16 protein-coding genes and 4 tRNA genes are annotated in these 15,931 nt (G+C 60.6%); 11 read left to right on the forward strand and 9 right to left on the reverse strand.

Going from position 1 to position 15,931, the window contains the following annotated elements; genetic code table 11:
- Positions 1–108: 108 nt before the first annotated feature.
- Complete coding sequence (locus PVV54_RS22715; protein WP_274907385.1) at positions 109–666, forward strand: hypothetical protein; 558 nt, start codon at positions 109–111, stop codon at positions 664–666.
- 294 nt (positions 667–960) lie between these two features.
- Here the strand turns inward: PVV54_RS22715 and PVV54_RS22720 are convergent.
- Both PVV54_RS22720 and PVV54_RS22725 read right to left on the reverse strand, forming a co-directional pair.
- Positions 961–1,036: transfer RNA gene (locus PVV54_RS22720), tRNA-Thr, on the reverse strand.
- 56 nt (positions 1,037–1,092) lie between these two features.
- Entirely contained in the window at positions 1,093–1,506 is a 414-nt protein-coding gene (locus tag PVV54_RS22725) for a pilin (RefSeq protein ID WP_274907386.1), read from the reverse strand.
- Positions 1,507–1,710: 204 nt separating this feature from the next.
- Between PVV54_RS22725 and PVV54_RS22730 the strand changes: the two genes are divergently transcribed.
- Genes PVV54_RS22730 through yacG form a run of 4 tightly spaced genes read left to right on the forward strand, consistent with a single transcriptional unit; the run spans position 1,711 to position 4,607 of the window.
- Entirely contained in the window at positions 1,711–2,919 is a 1,209-nt protein-coding gene (locus PVV54_RS22730; RefSeq protein WP_274907387.1) for a type II secretion system F family protein, read from the forward strand.
- A gap of 1 nt (position 2,920) precedes the next feature.
- A complete protein-coding gene (locus PVV54_RS22735; RefSeq protein ID WP_274907388.1) occupies positions 2,921–3,787 on the forward strand; it encodes a prepilin peptidase in 867 nt (288 codons plus the stop codon).
- On the forward strand, positions 3,787–4,410 hold the full coding sequence (gene coaE, locus PVV54_RS22740; RefSeq protein WP_274907389.1) for a dephospho-CoA kinase: 624 nt from the start codon (positions 3,787–3,789) through the stop codon (positions 4,408–4,410). The genes PVV54_RS22735 and coaE overlap by 1 nt, the downstream gene beginning before the upstream one ends.
- Positions 4,407–4,607: a DNA gyrase inhibitor YacG gene (yacG, locus tag PVV54_RS22745; protein WP_274907390.1), complete on the forward strand. Its 201-nt coding sequence runs from the start codon at positions 4,407–4,409 to the stop codon at positions 4,605–4,607. The genes coaE and yacG overlap by 4 nt, the downstream gene beginning before the upstream one ends.
- A 63-nt stretch (positions 4,608–4,670) precedes the next feature.
- Here yacG and PVV54_RS22750 read toward each other — a convergent pair whose 3' ends face one another.
- On the reverse strand, positions 4,671–5,321 hold the full coding sequence (locus PVV54_RS22750) for an energy-coupling factor ABC transporter permease (RefSeq protein WP_446731477.1): 651 nt from the start codon (positions 5,319–5,321) through the stop codon (positions 4,671–4,673).
- Positions 5,322–5,445: 124 nt separating this feature from the next.
- Between PVV54_RS22750 and PVV54_RS22755 the strand changes: the two genes are divergently transcribed.
- The 4 genes from PVV54_RS22755 to PVV54_RS22770 all read left to right on the forward strand — a co-directional run bounded on the left by PVV54_RS22755 (position 5,446) and on the right by PVV54_RS22770 (position 9,014).
- The gene (locus PVV54_RS22755) at positions 5,446–6,075 is read left to right on the forward strand and encodes a DUF1780 domain-containing protein (protein ID WP_274907392.1); all 630 of its coding nucleotides are present in this window, start codon (positions 5,446–5,448) and stop codon (positions 6,073–6,075) included.
- Positions 6,076–6,207: 132 nt separating this feature from the next.
- Positions 6,208–6,381: a DUF3094 family protein gene (locus PVV54_RS22760; RefSeq protein WP_013970765.1), complete on the forward strand. Its 174-nt coding sequence runs from the start codon at positions 6,208–6,210 to the stop codon at positions 6,379–6,381.
- A gap of 84 nt (positions 6,382–6,465) precedes the next feature.
- Positions 6,466–7,761, forward strand: a complete 1,296-nt coding sequence (locus PVV54_RS22765; protein WP_274907393.1) for an NAD(P)/FAD-dependent oxidoreductase — start codon at positions 6,466–6,468, stop codon at positions 7,759–7,761.
- 194 nt (positions 7,762–7,955) lie between these two features.
- The gene (locus tag PVV54_RS22770; RefSeq protein ID WP_274910394.1) at positions 7,956–9,014 is read left to right on the forward strand and encodes an IS110 family transposase; all 1,059 of its coding nucleotides are present in this window, start codon (positions 7,956–7,958) and stop codon (positions 9,012–9,014) included.
- Positions 9,015–9,376: 362 nt separating this feature from the next.
- Here PVV54_RS22770 and PVV54_RS22775 read toward each other — a convergent pair.
- From PVV54_RS22775 to rluD, 6 genes are all read right to left on the reverse strand, one after another.
- Positions 9,377–9,452 (reverse strand) — tRNA-Lys (locus PVV54_RS22775).
- Positions 9,453–9,458: 6 nt separating this feature from the next.
- Positions 9,459–9,535 (reverse strand) — tRNA-Pro (locus tag PVV54_RS22780).
- A 4-nt stretch (positions 9,536–9,539) separates the two neighbouring features.
- Positions 9,540–9,615 (reverse strand) — tRNA-Asn (locus PVV54_RS22785).
- A 325-nt stretch (positions 9,616–9,940) separates the two neighbouring features.
- Positions 9,941–12,505, reverse strand: coding sequence for an ATP-dependent chaperone ClpB (gene clpB / locus PVV54_RS22790; RefSeq protein WP_274907394.1), 2,565 nt, complete (start codon positions 12,503–12,505; stop codon positions 9,941–9,943).
- A gap of 225 nt (positions 12,506–12,730) precedes the next feature.
- Entirely contained in the window at positions 12,731–13,468 is a 738-nt protein-coding gene (gene pgeF / locus PVV54_RS22795) for a peptidoglycan editing factor PgeF (RefSeq protein ID WP_274907395.1), read from the reverse strand.
- Positions 13,465–14,427 carry a 23S rRNA pseudouridine(1911/1915/1917) synthase RluD gene (gene rluD / locus PVV54_RS22800; RefSeq protein ID WP_274907396.1) on the reverse strand — a complete coding sequence of 321 codons (963 nt, stop codon included), beginning with the start codon at positions 14,425–14,427 and terminating at the stop codon, positions 13,465–13,467. The genes pgeF and rluD overlap by 4 nt, the downstream gene beginning before the upstream one ends.
- Before the next feature lie 147 nt (positions 14,428–14,574).
- Here rluD and PVV54_RS22805 point away from each other — a divergent pair, with 147 nt between their 5' ends.
- Both PVV54_RS22805 and PVV54_RS22810 read left to right on the forward strand, forming a co-directional pair.
- A complete protein-coding gene (locus tag PVV54_RS22805; RefSeq protein WP_274907397.1) occupies positions 14,575–15,594 on the forward strand; it encodes an outer membrane protein assembly factor BamD in 1,020 nt (339 codons plus the stop codon).
- 93 nt (positions 15,595–15,687) lie between these two features.
- Complete coding sequence (locus PVV54_RS22810; RefSeq protein WP_274907398.1) at positions 15,688–15,918, forward strand: PP0621 family protein; 231 nt, start codon at positions 15,688–15,690, stop codon at positions 15,916–15,918.
- Positions 15,919–15,931 lie beyond the last annotated feature (13 nt).

Here is a 15,931-nt window from a genome sequence, read left to right on the forward strand (position 1 = left end):
TCAGTGTGGCACCTGCGACTCACCTCACGCAGGGAAACACGCAGCAAACGTTCTGCAAAGAACACATCCCGCGATTTTTTTACCATAGCGGCCTGCAAAGGAGCCGCCGTGGTCACTACCCCCTCCCCCATTTTCAAGATGAAACCTGCCGAACTGGTAGAGCACCCCACCGGCGGCGTCGTCTTTGGCGTGATCCCTCCCATCTCTGCGATGAACCTCAACCTCGCAGAGGGCAGGGTTTATGTCAAAGTCGGTCAGCATCGCCAAGGCAAAGGTGGCCAGGCCAGCGGTCATGGCATTCTGCATATCTGGCACGGGAAGAAAGCGTTTCTACGCAAAAGGGGGATCAAAAACCCGGATCACCTGGCGGCTTTCATCGCCTCGCTCATCGCACTGGGCACCGAGATTTACCACGACGCCAATCATGCCTCAGCGGCAAAAAAGCGAATTACATTGCTGAGAACAGTTGACGGGACGCTGACGCTGGAACCTCGCGAGGGCGACCGTGTGCTCGGCTTTCATTACTCGGTGGTGACCTGGACACCTCAGCCCACCCCACGAGGAAGCAAAGTCGGTGAAATCATGATCGATTGGGCAAAAGAAAAGGCGACCCTTTCGGGGTCGCCTTCGGGTGTAACTGAGGCTGTAGTCGCAGCGATTCTTTAGTTTCCGGATACAAGATCCATCAGTTCAGAACCCAGTCGAATCATCGGCCGTATGGTGGGGCCTATCGACTGTCCCTACGTCAGTGAGTGCCAGTTTCACTGCTGCCAGATTCGGGGGGCCAATTACTGGCAAGCCATGCCCAAAAATGCGCGTTTGCAGTCCTCAGTGCTGATTCTCGAAGATTTACCTTGAAAGGTCAAACAGCCCCTTTGAGCAATTTGTTACAGCGAGCAATCAGGCACGCCATGCCATCGAGGCACAAAAAAGGCCTGCATCGCTGCAAGCCTTGATGTGTGGTGCCGGAGACAGGAATCGAACCTGCGACCTTCGCGTTACGAGTGCGCTGCTCTACCGACTGAGCTACACCGGCGTGTAGCGCAACGTACCACTGCCGCACCCGTTACGCAAACCCCTGTTTCCCCTGACTTATTGCCCTGGCGTGCAGCCCTTCGGCGCCAGGTCTTCCTCGATGTTGGTGGTGCAGCCCCAACCCGCCTTCGTGCGCACCAGCGTCACGTGTTTGCCCACCACATTGGCCGGCGCATCCACCAAGGTGCACGCAATAGAGCCACTGCCCTCTGCCGCCTTGCTGCTCACGGCAATGGCGCAATGGTTCGTGGCCTCTTGCCCGCCCAGCTCGGTAACCTTGTTCACATCCTTGCCTTCGTTCAACCGCAAATCCATCGCGGTTTTCAGTGCGGAAATTTCCAGCAACCCGGCAGCAGCTTTGGTGCGGGACTGGTGGTTGGTGTACATCGGGATGGCGATGGTCGCCAAAATGCCGATGATCGCCACGACGATCATCAGTTCGATCAGGGTAATACCCCGTTGCCCTTTCATGAACGTGCTTCCTATTTCGTTGAGGTCTTTCTCAGCCGGGGCTGGCAGCGGCGCAGTAGGCCTGAACAGACACCTTTTGTCACCCCTGCCCGCCTGGGCGTCATCTTCGCTGAACTACTCTAGTGAGCATCACGGACACGCGCCCCTCAATGGACTGGGCAAGCTGTTTCCAGGCTTGTCGCATGGGTAAAAAAGGACTTTTACATGACCCCTTCAACACACCTCTATACCTGGCAAGGCACCGACGCCAGCGGCGCGGCGGTCAGCGGGCAAATGGCCGGGCGCAGCTCGGCCTATGTGCGGGCCGGGCTACAGCGCCAAGGTATTCGGGTAGCCAGTTTGCGGCCGGCGGGTGCACGGGAATGGCGTTTGCCAAAAAGGCGGGAGAAAACTGATACGGCGGGTTTCAGCCGGCAATTGGCAACCTTGCTAAAAGCAGGTGTGCCGTTGCTGCAGGCGTTTGATGTGATGGGCCGTAGTGGGTGCAGTGCGGGGCAAGCGGCGCTGCTGGAGAAGTTGAAGCAGGATGTAGCGGCGGGGTTTGGCGTTGCGGATGCACTGCAACGGCACCCGGCCTGGTTTGATGGGCTGTTCTGCAACCTTGTGCGGGTGGGGGAGCAGTCCGGCACGCTGGACCGGCAGCTGGAGCAGTTGGCGGGGATGCAGGAGCAACGCCAGGTACTGTTGAAGCGGGTGCGCAAGGCGATGCTTTACCCGTTGCTGCTGTTGCTGACGGGCCTGGGGGTTTCGACAGTTTTGTTGCTGGAGGTGATCCCGCGTTTTGAAAGTTTGTTTGCGGGGTTCGACACGGCACTGCCAGCGTTTACGCAATGGGTGATCGACTTGTCCACAGGGGTGTCACGGTTTGCGCCAGCGCTGTTGTTATCCACAATTCTGGGGGCGCTGGGGGTGAGGCGAGTTTATACAAAGAACGACCAAGCGCGCTTGTGGATATCTCAGCAAGTGCTGCGCACACCGGTGTTCGGACCACTGTTGGGCCAGGCGGCGTTGGCGCGGTTTGCCCGCAGCTTGGCCACAGCCTATGCCGCCGGGGTGCCGTTGCTGGATGCGCTGGGGACTGTAGCAAAAACGGCTGGCGACATGCCCCATGAGCACGCAATCTTGCGGCTACGCCAAGGCATGGCCAATGGGCAGGGGCTGAACCAGGCGATGGCGGCCGAGCCATTGTTCCCGCCGTTGCTGGTGCAACTTACGGCCATTGGTGAATCCAGCGGCACGCTGGACCAGATGCTGGCGAAAGCCGCCAGCCATTATGAGGAACAGGTCAGCCAGGCATTGGACCAGTTGACCAGCTTGCTGGAGCCAGCCATCGTGCTGATCCTGGGCGTGCTGGTAGGCGGCCTGGTGGTGGCGATGTACCTGCCGATCTTCCAGTTGGGTAGTTTGATCTGACATGACGTTATGGACTTTTCTGGCCGAGCAGCCGGCGTATTTCCTCACCTTGGCAACCGTGCTGGGCCTGCTGGTGGGCAGCTTTTTGAATGTGGTGGTGTATCGCCTGCCGATCATGCTGGAGCGCCAGTGGCAACGTGAGGCGCAAGAGGTGCTGGGCCTGCCGCTGGCCGAACATGCACGCTTCGACCTGTGCCTGCCCGCCTCCCGCTGCCCGCACTGCGCGCATCGCATCCGTGCGTGGGAAAACATCCCGGTGGTGAGTTACCTGGCATTAAGGGGGCGCTGTTCGGCCTGCAAGCACTCCATCAGTGTGAGATACCCGCTGGTGGAAGTGGCCTGCGCGTTGTTGTCGCTGGTGGTCGCCTGGCATTTTGGTGCGTCAGCCCAGGCGTTGCTGGCGTTACCACTCACCTGGTGCCTGTTGGCGTTGAGCCTGATTGATGCCGACCATGGCGTGCTGCCGGATGTACTGGTATTGCCAACCCTGTGGCTGGGCCTGATCGCCAACGCCTTCGCCACCTTTGTGCCATTGAGCGATGCGCTTTGGGGGGCAGTGGCGGGCTACCTCAGCCTGTGGAGCGTTTACTGGCTGTTCAAGATCATCACCGGCAAGGAAGGCATGGGCTACGGCGATTTCAAGCTGCTGGCATTGATCGGCGCCTGGGGCGGCTGGCAGGTGTTGCCGTTGACCTTGATGCTGTCGTCGGTGGTGGGTGCGGTTATCGGGCTGTGTTTGCTGCGCCTGCGCAGGCTATCGGTCGGCACGGCGATACCTTTTGGCCCTTACTTGGCCATTGCGGGGTGGATTGCCGTGCTCTGGGGTGATGAAATATACGCCTCTTACCTGCAACTGCTTGGATTCTGATGACCACAGCGGCTTTTACTCCCTGGATTCTCGGCCTGACCGGCGGCATCGGCAGCGGCAAAAGTGCCGCGGCAGAGCGTTTTGTCGAACTCGGCGTGCATCTGGTCGATGCTGACCAGGCGGCGCGCTGGGTGGTCGAGCCTGGCCGGCCCGCGCTGGCGAGCATCGTCGAACGTTTTGGCCCGGGCGTGCTGCAGGGCGATGGCCAGCTTGACCGTGCCGCGTTGCGCCAGCTGATTTTCGCCGACCCGGCCCAGCGCAAATGGCTGGAACAGTTGCTGCACCCGTTGATCGGGCAGGAGATTTTCAGCTACCTGGCCAAGGCCGAGTCGCCTTACGCGGTGTATGTGTCGCCCTTGTTGATCGAGTCTGGCCAGCACAAGAAAACCCAGCGTGTGCTGGTGATCGATGCGCCGCCAGAGCTGCAAGTGGCGCGCACGCTGCAACGTGACAACACCAGCCCCGAGCAGGTGCAGGCGATTTTAAATGCGCAACTGGCCCGCGAGGAACGCTTGCGCCATGCCGATGATGTGGTGGTCAACGACAATGACCTGGCCACATTGCACAAGCAGATTGACCGTTTGCACGATTTTTACCTGACTTTACGAGGAGGCCAGCCATGAGCCAGCCATTGACCGTCGATTGCCCGACCTGTGGCGCACCTGTGGAATGGAACGAGCAAAACGCGTTCCGGCCGTTTTGTTCCGACCGTTGCAAGCTGATCGATCTGGGGGCCTGGGCGGCTGAAGAGCACAAGATTCCTGGGGCGGAAGAGTCGGAAGACGAGTTGTATTCGGGGGATTTGGAGCCTCGGCATTGAGGGTAGCCTGTTAGGGCCCTATCGCGGATGAATCCGCTCCTACAGTACCTGTTGGAGCGGTGTTCACCGCCCGTCATCCTTCCATGGCGCCTGCAGGTACCGCGTGCGGTTGAAGGTTTCCAGCCACTCCGGGCAAAACACCACCAGCGCACTGATCACCATGCCGTTGATGAACGCCTCCGGGAACATCATCAACCACAAATAGCCCACAAAATCGCTGAGCCACTCCGGCATGGCAAAGCGCCCGTCCAGCCACAACACCCCCAACCCCGCCAGCAGGCACACCAGCACCGTCAACGCGGCCGGGAAAAACCCGGAACAGAAGATGTAAACGAACAGGTTACGCGGCTGCGCCCGCTCGACCAGAATCGCGCACACCTCGGTAACCAGCACCGGCAGGCCAACCAGCAGCAAGCCATTCACACCAAGCGCGGCAAGGTCCTGCCGCCCCAGCGCCAGCAAACCCAGTTGCGCGAGAAAGCCGCCCAGCACGGCCAATGGCCAGTCCAGCAGCAGCGTCACCGCGGTCATGCCAATGAAGTGGTACGAAACCCCTGTCTCGAAATCACGCCTGACCAGCCACAGGGCAAACAGGCAAAACACCGTGCCAAACAGCAAATGCTGGCGGCGCCGGTCTGTGCATAACTCCACCCAGCGCGTGCGCGATGCGGCCCAGACCAGCAAAGGCAGGTAGCCCAGCCAGCCAACAACCATGCTGGTGGTGGAAAGCACTTGTGCACTGATCACGTCGCCATCGCTCCCGGCCCGTATCAACTGAGTCTACACCCACGTGCAAACAAGACCTTACCGTTCACAATTGCCGACTAAGCTTGTGTGCATGGATGACTCAGACTACCTGCGCCTGCTTACCATCCAGGCCGAACAAGCCAATGCGTTTCTGTCCAATGCCCGCAAATGGGAGCGTGAGCGTTGGGTGTGCCAACGCCTGCTGCAAGGGCTGAACATTCCCTACCGCAGCGAGGACTTCACCCCCGCCGGCCAGGAGCCACCGGACGTGTTGTTCCGCGATGCCGCGTTCGAGGTGTTTTTCGTGCTGGACGAAGGCCGCCGCCTCAATGACGAATGGCGCGAAGAGCTGCAGCGCCGGCGCAGTGCCTTTTCCCTTGCGCAACTGGTGCGGCGCGAGGCCCGGCCCCGGCGCATCGCGGCTACCGAACTGCTCGCCCGCCTGGCACCGACCTTGCGCAAGAAGGCTCACAACTACCGGGAGCGCGGGCTGGACCTGAGCGAACTGGACATCATCGCCTTCTCCAGCCTCAAGCGCGAAGTGCTCGACCTCAACACCCACTTCCCGCCCCCCACCGAATACCTGCGCCAGGGCTGGCGCTCGCTGTCACTGGTCGGGCCAACATTTGCCCGGGTGCTGTTCGCTCACCCCGACGCGCCGGATTTTTTGCGCGGCAACCTGGGCCGCAGCATCGTGTTCGACGTGGGCATCAGTCTTTGATCCAGTGCCGAGTGTGTTTGCAATGGCGTACACTCGGCGCCAGGGACAGAAAGCTTTATCATTTACCTCAAGTACTTGCCCGAACGCTGTAGCGTTTGTGCAGTCACATACGTCTACCTGACGAGGCCCACCATGACCAGCCGACTGAATCCGGAAGATCAGCGTCGTGTCGATGAGTATCTGCGTGCCCCCCAGCACCAAGTTGAGCGCCGGCCATTTCGGCCTTGGCTGCTCCTTGTGCTGGTGGTGGCCGTGACCATCGGGTTGGGCCTTATCAGCCGCCTGTTGAGTGGACTGGTGCTATGAGCTGCCTCGCGCTCGCCCGCCCCTCATGCAGTTTGCGGCCGGCCCCTTGGGCCACGAATTCCGTAAACCTTATGAGATATTCCCATGACTCATCGCATCGTGATTGTCGGCGGCGGCGCCGGCGGCCTGGAACTGGCGACCCGCCTGGGTAAAAGCCTGGGCAAACGCAAACAGGCTGAAATCACCCTGGTCGACGCCAACCTCACCCACATCTGGAAGCCGCTGTTGCACGAAGTGGCTGCGGGTTCGCTCAACTCTTCGGAAGACGAACTGAACTACGTGGCCCAGGCCAAGTGGAACCACTTCAACTTCCAGTTGGGGCGCATGAGCGGCCTGGACCGGGAAGGCAAGCAAATCCAGTTGGCCGCAACCCTCGACGAAGACGGCCGCGAGCTGTTGCCTGCACGTACGCTGGGTTACGACACCCTGGTCATCGCTGTGGGCAGCAACACCAACGACTTTGGCACCCTGGGCGCGGCGCAGCACTGCCTGTTCCTGGACACCCGCAAGCAGGCCGAGCGCTTCCACCAGCAGTTGCTGAACCACTACCTGCGCGCCCATGCCGGTGATGTGGCCAGCGAGCAGATCAGCGTTGCCATTGTTGGCGCTGGCGCCACCGGTGTAGAGCTGGCGGCCGAGTTGCACCACGCGGCGCACGAACTGGCGGCCTATGGCCTGGACCGTATTCAGCCCAAAGACATGCACATCACCCTGATCGAGGCCGGCCCGCGTGTTCTGCCTGCCCTGCCTGAGCGTATCAGCGTGCCGGTGCACAAAACGCTGGAGAAACTCGGTGTTACCGTCATGACCAACGCGGCGGTCAGCGAAGTAACTGAAGATGGGTTGAAGACCAAGGACGGCGAAGTGATCCAGGCCAGCCTGAAGGTTTGGGCGGCGGGCATTCGTGCACCGGGCTTCCTGAAGGACATCGACGGGCTGGAAACCAACCGCATCAACCAGTTGGTGGTGCGCCCTACCCTGCAAACCACCCGTGACGACAACATCTTCGCCTTTGGTGACTGCGCCGCCTGCCCGCAACCAGGCAGCGACCGCAACGTGCCGCCACGCGCGCAGGCTGCGCACCAGCAGGCCTCGTTGCTGGCCAAGAGCCTGAAGGCGCGGCTGGAGAACAAAGAGCTGCCGACCTACGCCTACAAGGACTACGGTTCGCTGGTGTCGCTGTCGCGGTTCTCGGCGGTTGGCAACCTGATGGGTAACCTGATGGGCAGCGTGAAGCTGGAGGGCTGGTTGGCGCGGATGTTCTACGTGTCGCTGTACCGCATGCACCAGATGGCGCTTTACGGGTTCTTCCGCACGGCGATGCTGATGCTGGGGAGCAAGATTGGCCGGGGTACAGAGCCGCGGTTGAAGTTGCATTGAGGATTGGCGGGGGCGCTATGCGCCCCATCGCGGATGAATCCGCTCCTACAGGTGATGTGTGTCCACTGTAATCGATGGACTCGCCCCCGCCGAGGCATCACAGTGCCACGGTGGCGTTCGAAGAAGCCAACGGCAGCGAGGGCGAGACCATGAAAAAGCATAGTTCGAAGCACGATTCCCTGTCTTCCACTGATGTGGAGCTTTGCACAACCATCTGCGTAGACCTGGCCAAACAGGTCTTCCAGTTAGCAGGCGAGGATGCTACCGGTCGGGTGATCTACGAAGATCGCATCAAATCCCGACAGGCTTTCCATGATTTCCTACTCAAGGTGCCAGTGACGGTAACTGTCTTGATGGAGTGTGGTCCGGGTGCGCAAGCCTGGGCCAGGTTGCTGCAGGCCAAGGGTAATCCGGTTCGCATTCTGCCTGCGCAACGCGTGGCCGAGCACCGCAGTGGCGCCAAGAACGACCGTAACGACGCTCATGCCATTTTGCGCGCTGGTCGCGACAGCAGCATCGCCTCGATACCGGTCAAGAGCACCACAGCACTGACTATTCAGGCGCTGCACCGTATCCGGCGCGGCAACATCAAGCGACATACAGCGCTGGGTAATCAGATGCGTGGCTTGCTGCTTGAGCATGGTGTATCCATGCCCCAAGGTGATACCGCGATCAGTACACATGTACCGCGAGCTCTTGAGGATGCCTCCTTGCCCCTGCCTGATTTGTTGCGCGAGTTGCTCGATGAACTGCTAGCTGACTGGCTCTTTCTGAGTGAGCGCATTGCGACGCTAAGTGCGCGGCTCGAAGCGACAGCCCAAGAGGATAAGGTCGCACAACGGTTGATCACCATTCGTGGTGTCGGCCCCATCATCGCCACGGCGATCGTGGCGAAAGAGACAGAACCTGCACGCTTCGCCAGTGGCCGGATGTTTTCTGCTTTCTTCGGTGTCGTGCCCGACCAGCACAGCAGCGGAAACAAAATCAGGCTGGGCAGAATGAGCAAGCGAGGTGACGGCTACATACGCAGCTTGATGATTCAAGGCGCGCATGCTGTCTTGAGTCAGCTAAAGCCTGATTCCGATCAGCCAGATGATCGCCGCCTCTTGCGCTGGCTATCCCGCCTTGGGCGCAAGGAGGCGGCGATCAGACTGGCTAATCGAAATCTGCGCATTATTTGGTCACTGCTGCAAAGTGATCAGGTTTATCAACGCAAACCGAAAGGTCATGAGGAGGCTGCCATGAGCAGCTGATCAACCGAGCAATGCCACCGGGGCGCTGCGCGCCCCAACCCCTGCTAGTGAACATTGCCCCTTGGTAAGACCGTCGCAGAGAAATGCCTCCGCTCCTACAGGCCCGGCAACATTATGGCCTCAATGTAAACGGCAAACTGCGAGCTCACCACGATGTTGGCCAGAAGCGAAAAGCTTCCTCGAATAGGCCTGATACATAGATGCAACCGGGTTCCTATGTTCAAAAAGCAGCTAGACAGTGTGGGCGAGTCCATACATAGGAGCGGATTCATCCGCGATGGCCTGCAACGCAGGCCCAAAAGGCAATGATTAAATTCGGGACAAAAGAAAAAGGGCATCTCAGTCGAGATGCCCTTTTTACATGGTGGGTCGTGTAGGATTCGAACCTACGACCAATTGGTTAAAAGCCAACTGCTCTACCAACTGAGCTAACGACCCGGAAAATGGTCGGGGTGAGGGGATTCGAACTCCTGACATCCTGCTCCCAAAGCAGGCGCGCTACCGGACTGCGCTACACCCCGAGATTGGCTCCGCGACCTGGACTCGAACCAGGGACCCAATGATTAACAGTCATTTGCTCTACCGACTGAGCTATCGCGGAACTGAACTTCGGTACATCTTTACTGCTTCGAAGTCTGTGTTAGCTTCGAACTCTTTAGCTTCTTCGCTTTCGCTTTGTCGCTGCTGAGGCCGGCTATTCTACATTCTTCGTTTTGCTTGTCAACCCCTTTTTTTCATTCAACTTACTGATTTGTAAGTTGTTTTGCGGTCACCGATGTTTCCAGTGATTCGCTTAGTGGCTGACAACGCGGCGTATATTAGGGGCACTCGAATTTTGATGCAAGCAAAAATTTCAAAATTTTCAGAAACTTATGCAAATAGTTTCTGCAGGGCGAAAAAAGCCCCGCCGTAGCGGGGCTTTGCGGTCAGGCGAAGACGATTTCCTCGCCTTCCACCTTGGCGGTAATCGCCGTACCTGGCATGAACTCCCCTGCCAGGATCAGTTGCGCCAGCGGGTTTTCGATCCAGCGCTGGATCGCACGCTTCAATGGCCGGGCGCCATACACCGGGTCGTAACCCACAGCTATGAGCTTGTCCAGAGCCTCGGGGCTCAGGCTCAGCGACAGTTCGCGCTCAAGCAGGCGGCTGCGCAGGCGGCCCAACTGGATTTCAGTGATGCCGGCGATCTGGTCACGGCCCAGCGGCTCGAACACCACCACTTCGTCGATCCGGTTGATGAACTCCGGACGGAAGTGCGAAGCCACCGCATCCATCACCGCCGCACGCTGGGCATCGCGGTCACCCACCAGTTCCTGGATCTGCGCCGAGCCCAGGTTGGAGGTCATCACGATCACCGTGTTGCGGAAGTCCACCGTGCGGCCATGGCTGTCGGTCAGGCGGCCATCTTCAAGCACCTGCAGCAGCACGTTGAACACGTCCGGGTGAGCCTTTTCCACTTCATCCAGCAGCACCACCGAGTAAGGCTTGCGGCGCACGGCCTCGGTCAGGTAGCCGCCCTCTTCATACCCCACGTAGCCTGGCGGGGCGCCGATCAGGCGAGCCACGGAATGTTTCTCCATGAACTCGGACATGTCGATGCGCACCATGGCCTCTTCGGTGTCGAACAGGAACTCGGCCAAGGCCTTGCACAGCTCGGTCTTGCCCACGCCGGTAGGGCCAAGGAACAGGAACGAGCCACTTGGGCGGTTCGGGTCAGACAAACCGGCACGCGAGCGGCGCACGGCGTTGGCCACGGCGGTCACCGCCTCGTCCTGGCCGATCACGCGCTGGTGCAGCAGGCCTTCCATCTTCAGCAGCTTCTCGCGCTCGCCTTCAAGCATTTTCGACACCGGGATGCCGGTCCACTTGGACACCACTTCGGCAATTTCTTCCTCGGTTACTTTGTTGCGCAGCAACTGGTTGTCGGTCTTGCCATGCTGGTCGACCATTTGCAGGCTGCGCTCCAGGTCCGGGATCACCCCGTACTGCAGCTCGGCCATGCGGCTGAGGTCGCCTTTGCGGCGGGCGGCTTCCAGCTCCTGGCGCGCCTGCTCGATCTTTTGCTGAATCTGCGCAGAGCCCTGCACTTCAGCTTTCTCGGAGGCCCAGATTTCCTCAAGGTCGGAGTATTCACGCTCCAGCCGCTCGATTTCTTCGGTCAGCTTCTCGAGGCGTTTCTTGGCGGCCTCGTCTTCTTCCTTTTTAAGCGCCTGGGACTCCACCTTCAGTTGAATCAGGCGGCGATCGAGGCGGTCGAGCACCTCCGGCTTGGAATCGATCTCCATGCGGATGCGGCTGGCCGCTTCGTCGATCAGGTCGATGGCCTTGTCCGGCAGCTGGCGGTCGGTGATATAGCGGTGGCTCAGCTTGGCCGCCGCAATGATCGCGCCGTCGGTGATAGCCACCTTATGGTGCACTTCGTAGCGTTCTTTAAGGCCGCGCAGGATGGCGATGGTGTCTTCCTCGCTCGGCTCTTCCACCAGCACTTTCTGGAAGCGGCGCTCAAGTGCTGCGTCCTTCTCGATGAACTGGCGGTATTCGTTGAGCGTGGTGGCACCCACACAGTGCAGTTCGCCACGGGCCAGGGCCGGCTTGAGCATGTTGCCGGCGTCCATGGCGCCCTCGCCTTTACCGGCGCCAACCATGGTGTGCAGTTCGTCGATGAACAGGATGATCTGGCCTTCCTGCTTGGACAGCTCGTTAAGCAGCCCTTTTAGGCGTTCTTCGAACTCACCGCGGTACTTGGCACCGGCAATCAGCGCGCCCATGTCCAGCGCCAGCAGGCGTTTGCCTTTCAGGCCGTCAGGCACTTCGCCATTGATGATGCGCTGAGCCAAGCCTTCGGCAATGGCGGTCTTGCCCACGCCGGGTTCACCGATCAGCACGGGGTTGTTCTTGGTACGGCGCTGCAGCACCTGCACGGTACGGCGGATCTCGTCGTCACGGCCGATAACCGGGTCCAGCTTGCCTTCTTCGGCGCGCTTGGTCAGATCGACGGTGTACTTGTCCAGCGCCTGGCGCGACTCTTCGGCGTTGGCGTCATTCACCGCCGCACCGCCGCGCAGGTTGTTGATGGCGTTTTCCAGGGCCTTTTTGCTCACGCCCTGGCTCAGCAGCAGTTTGCCAAGCTTGCTGTTTTCGTCCATGCCAGCCAGCAGCACCAGTTCGCTGGAGATGAACTGGTCACCTTTCTGCTGGGCCAGGCGGTCGGCCTGGTTGAGCAGGCGTGCCAGGTCCTGCGACATGTTTACGTCGCCGGTGGGGTTCTGGATTTTCGGCAGGTGGTCGAGCTCTTTCACCAGCGCCTGGCGCAGGCTGTTGATGTCAAAACCTACCTGCATCAGCAGCGGCTTGATGGAGCCACCCTGCTGTTCGATCAGTGCCTGCAGCAGGTGCACGGGCTCTATGGCCGGGTGGTCCATGCCAACGGCAAGGGATTGGGCGTCGGATATTGCAAGTTGAAGCTTGCTGGTCAAACGGTCTATTCGCATGGGGATACCTTCCTGTAAGGGCAGGTCGGAGCGATGGACAGCGCCTGTTTATGAAGAAACCTGCCTGAGATGACCTTATAGATAAGGCTGATTCTGGAAGATTCAAGCGTAGCGGGGTTGACCGGGGTCAGCCTGCGCTGGCCTCATCGCGGATAAATCCGCTCCTACAGGATCACCTTGACCTGTAGGAGCGGATTTATCCGCGATGAAGCTCGCGCAAGCTGCTCAAGCCTCCAGCCAGACCAGAGAGGCAAAGCGCCCGCCCTGCGGGGTACGGCGATAAGAGAAAAACCGCGCATCGTTCACGGTGCAGAACCCGCCACCATAAACAGCAGTAACGCCCCGGGCCGCCAGGCGGATACGCGCCAAGGCATAAATGTCGGCCATCAACTTGCCAGGCCGCTCGCCATCAACAAAGGCTGTGGCAGCCTCTGGATGCACCGCCGTAAAGGCATCACGCACTTCAAGGCCCACTTCGAACGCTTGCGGCCCAATGGCCGGCCCCAGCCACACCAGCACCTCTTGCGGCGGCAACGCCAACCGGTCAAGCGTGGCCTCCAGCACCCCGCCCGCCAGCCCGCGCCAGCCGGCATGAGCAGCCGCTACACGGGTACCGGCGCGGTCACAGAACAGTGCAGGCAGGCAGTCGGCGGTCATCACGGTGCAGGCGATACCGGGCTGGTCGGTCCAGCTGGCATCCGCTTCGGCCACAACGGCCGGGTCGGCATCCGCCACTACCAGGCCGTGCACTTGCTTGAGCCAGGCGGGCTGAATGGCGAACTCGTCGCTCAGGCGACGGCGATTCTCGGCGACAGCCAGCTGGGCATCGCCCACATGGTCGCCAAGATTGAACGATTCGTAGGGCGGCAGGCTGACGCCGCCCTCACGGGTCGTGACACAGGCGCATACCGAGGCCGGGGCTGGCCAGTCGGGTATCAACAGCGACTGCGTCAGGCCACTCATCCGATAAAGCTCTCGCGGTCCTGGTTAAGCAGCGACAGCAGCCAGGTGAAATCGTCCGGCAGCTCCGATGCCCACTCCATGCGCTCACCGGTGGTCGGGTGGTCCAGCGCCAGGAAGCGTGCGTGCAAGGCCTGCCGTGGGAAGGTCTTCACGGCTTCTACCATGGCCACGCTGGCCGCCGGTGGAATACGGAAGCGGCCGCCGTACGTCTGGTCGCCGACCAGCGGGAACCCGACGTGTGCCATGTGTACGCGAATCTGGTGAGTACGGCCGGTTTCCAGCTTCACCCGTACATGGGTGTGCGAACGGAAGCGCTTGAGCACGCGATAATGGCTGACCGCAGGCTTGCCGCCGTCGGTAACGGCCATGCGCTGGCGCATGCCGCCATGGCGGCCGATCGGGGCGTCGATCTTGCCACCGGCGGTTACCACGCCCACCACGATGCACTCGTAGATGCGGCTGACCGAACGGCTTTGCAGCTGTTCCACCAGCTTGGTCTGCGCCTGCAGGGTCTTGGCCACCACCATCAGGCCGGTGGTGTCCTTGTCCAGGCGATGGACAATACCGGCACGCGGCACGTTGATGATGTCGGGCACATGGTGCAGCAAGGCATTGAGCAACGTGCCCGTGGCATGCCCCGCAGCCGGGTGCACGACCAGGCCGGCCGGCTTGTTGATCACCAGGATCTGGTCGTCTTCATAGACGATGTCCAGCTCGATGTCTTCGGCGATCCACTCGCCCTGGGCCTCTTGCTCGGCTTCCAGAGCCAGCACGGCGCCACCATGGACGGTGTCACGCGGGCGCAGCACGGCGCCATCGACCGTCAGGCGGCCCTCTTTGATCCACGAAGTCAGCCGCGAGCGCGAATACTCGTCGAACAATTGGGCGGCGACCTGGTCGAGGCGTTGACCGCCCAATTCGGACGGTACCTCTGCGCTAAGTTGAATGATCTCGGACATGCTCGATTCGGCGGGCGCACAGCCTTTGGTTTCGGCTGCGAGCTTGTGGTTAAATACGGCTTCTTTTGTCCCGGGGTTGGCCGGGGCGCTCATCATAACAGGACGGCACCGCCCAAGACAGCGGCCGTCAAAGGGACGCAAGCCGCCATGCAAGTGAAACACCTGCTGCTGATCGCCATCCTCGGGCTCACCGCGGCCTGTTCCTCCAATAAGGAAGTCATTGACGAGAACCTCAGCGAGGCCGAGCTGTATCAACAAGCTCAAGCCGACCTGGACAACTCGAGCTACACCAGCGCCGTGAACAAGCTCAAGGCCCTGGAGTCGCGCTACCCGTTCGGCCGTTACGCCGACCAGGCGCAGCTCGAGCTGATCTACGCCAACTATAAAAACTCCGAGCCGGAGGCTGCCAAATCGGCCGCCGAGCGCTTCATCCGCCTGCACCCGCAGCACCCGAACGTGGACTACGCCTACTACCTCAAGGGCCTGACCTCGTTTGACCAGGACCGTGGCCTGGTGGCGCGCTTCCTGCCGCTGGACATGACCAAGCGTGACCCGGGCGCTGCCCGCGACTCGTACAACGAGTTCGCCCAGCTGACCAGCCGCTTCCCCAACAGCCGCTACGCGCCAGACGCAAAGCAGCGCATGATCTACCTGCGCAACCTGCTGGCTTCGTACGAAATTCACGTGGCCGACTACTACCTGAGCCGTCAGGCTTACGTAGCCGCCGCCAACCGTGGCCGTTACGTGGTGGAAAACTTCCAGGAAACGCCGTCCGTCGGCGACGGCCTGGCCGTGATGGTCGAGTCGTACCAGAAGATGGGCCTGGACGAGCTGGCCGCCACCAGCCTGGAAACCCTCAAGCTCAACTACCCGGACCACCCGAGCCTGGTCGATGGCCAGTTCCAGCCCAAGCAGGACGAGGCCGATGGCCGTTCGTGGCTGTCCAAGGCCACCCTGGGCCTGATCGAGACCGACGCACCGCTGCCACCGGGTGAAACCCGTGCCAACCAGGACGTGGTCAAGCAGTTCCAGGACGCGCGTGACGAGATGCCGCAAGAGCTGCTGCCGAAAGACGAAAATGGCGACCCGATCGTGCCGGAAGGCCCGAAAGAAGCCGAGAAAGATCGCTCGTGGTTCAGCTACATGACGTTTGGTCTGTTCGACTGAAGCATGCAGTACGAGAAAGGGAGGCCTGAGGCCTCCCTTTTTTTATGGGCGCGCCCTAGACTGTGGCCTTCTACTTTCAACAAGCTGGACACCATGGTTCGCCTACTTTTCTGGATCGCCCTGATCGCCGCCGCGTTCTGGCTGTGGCGCAAGTTCAAAGCCAGCCAGCAGTCGCACAACGAGCCCAAGCTCGATGCACCGCTGAAGATGGTGCGTTGTGCCCATTGCGGCGTGCACCTGCCCAATGACCGGGCGTTGCAGCAGGGTAATGAGTGGTATTGCAGCCAGGCGCACCTTCAGCAAGGGCCCGGCCGCCAGGGTTGATTCCGGGGTTATC

The sequence above is a fragment of the Pseudomonas sp. PSKL.D1 genome, from assembly GCF_028898945.1.
GTDB lineage: Bacteria > Pseudomonadota > Gammaproteobacteria > Pseudomonadales > Pseudomonadaceae > Aquipseudomonas.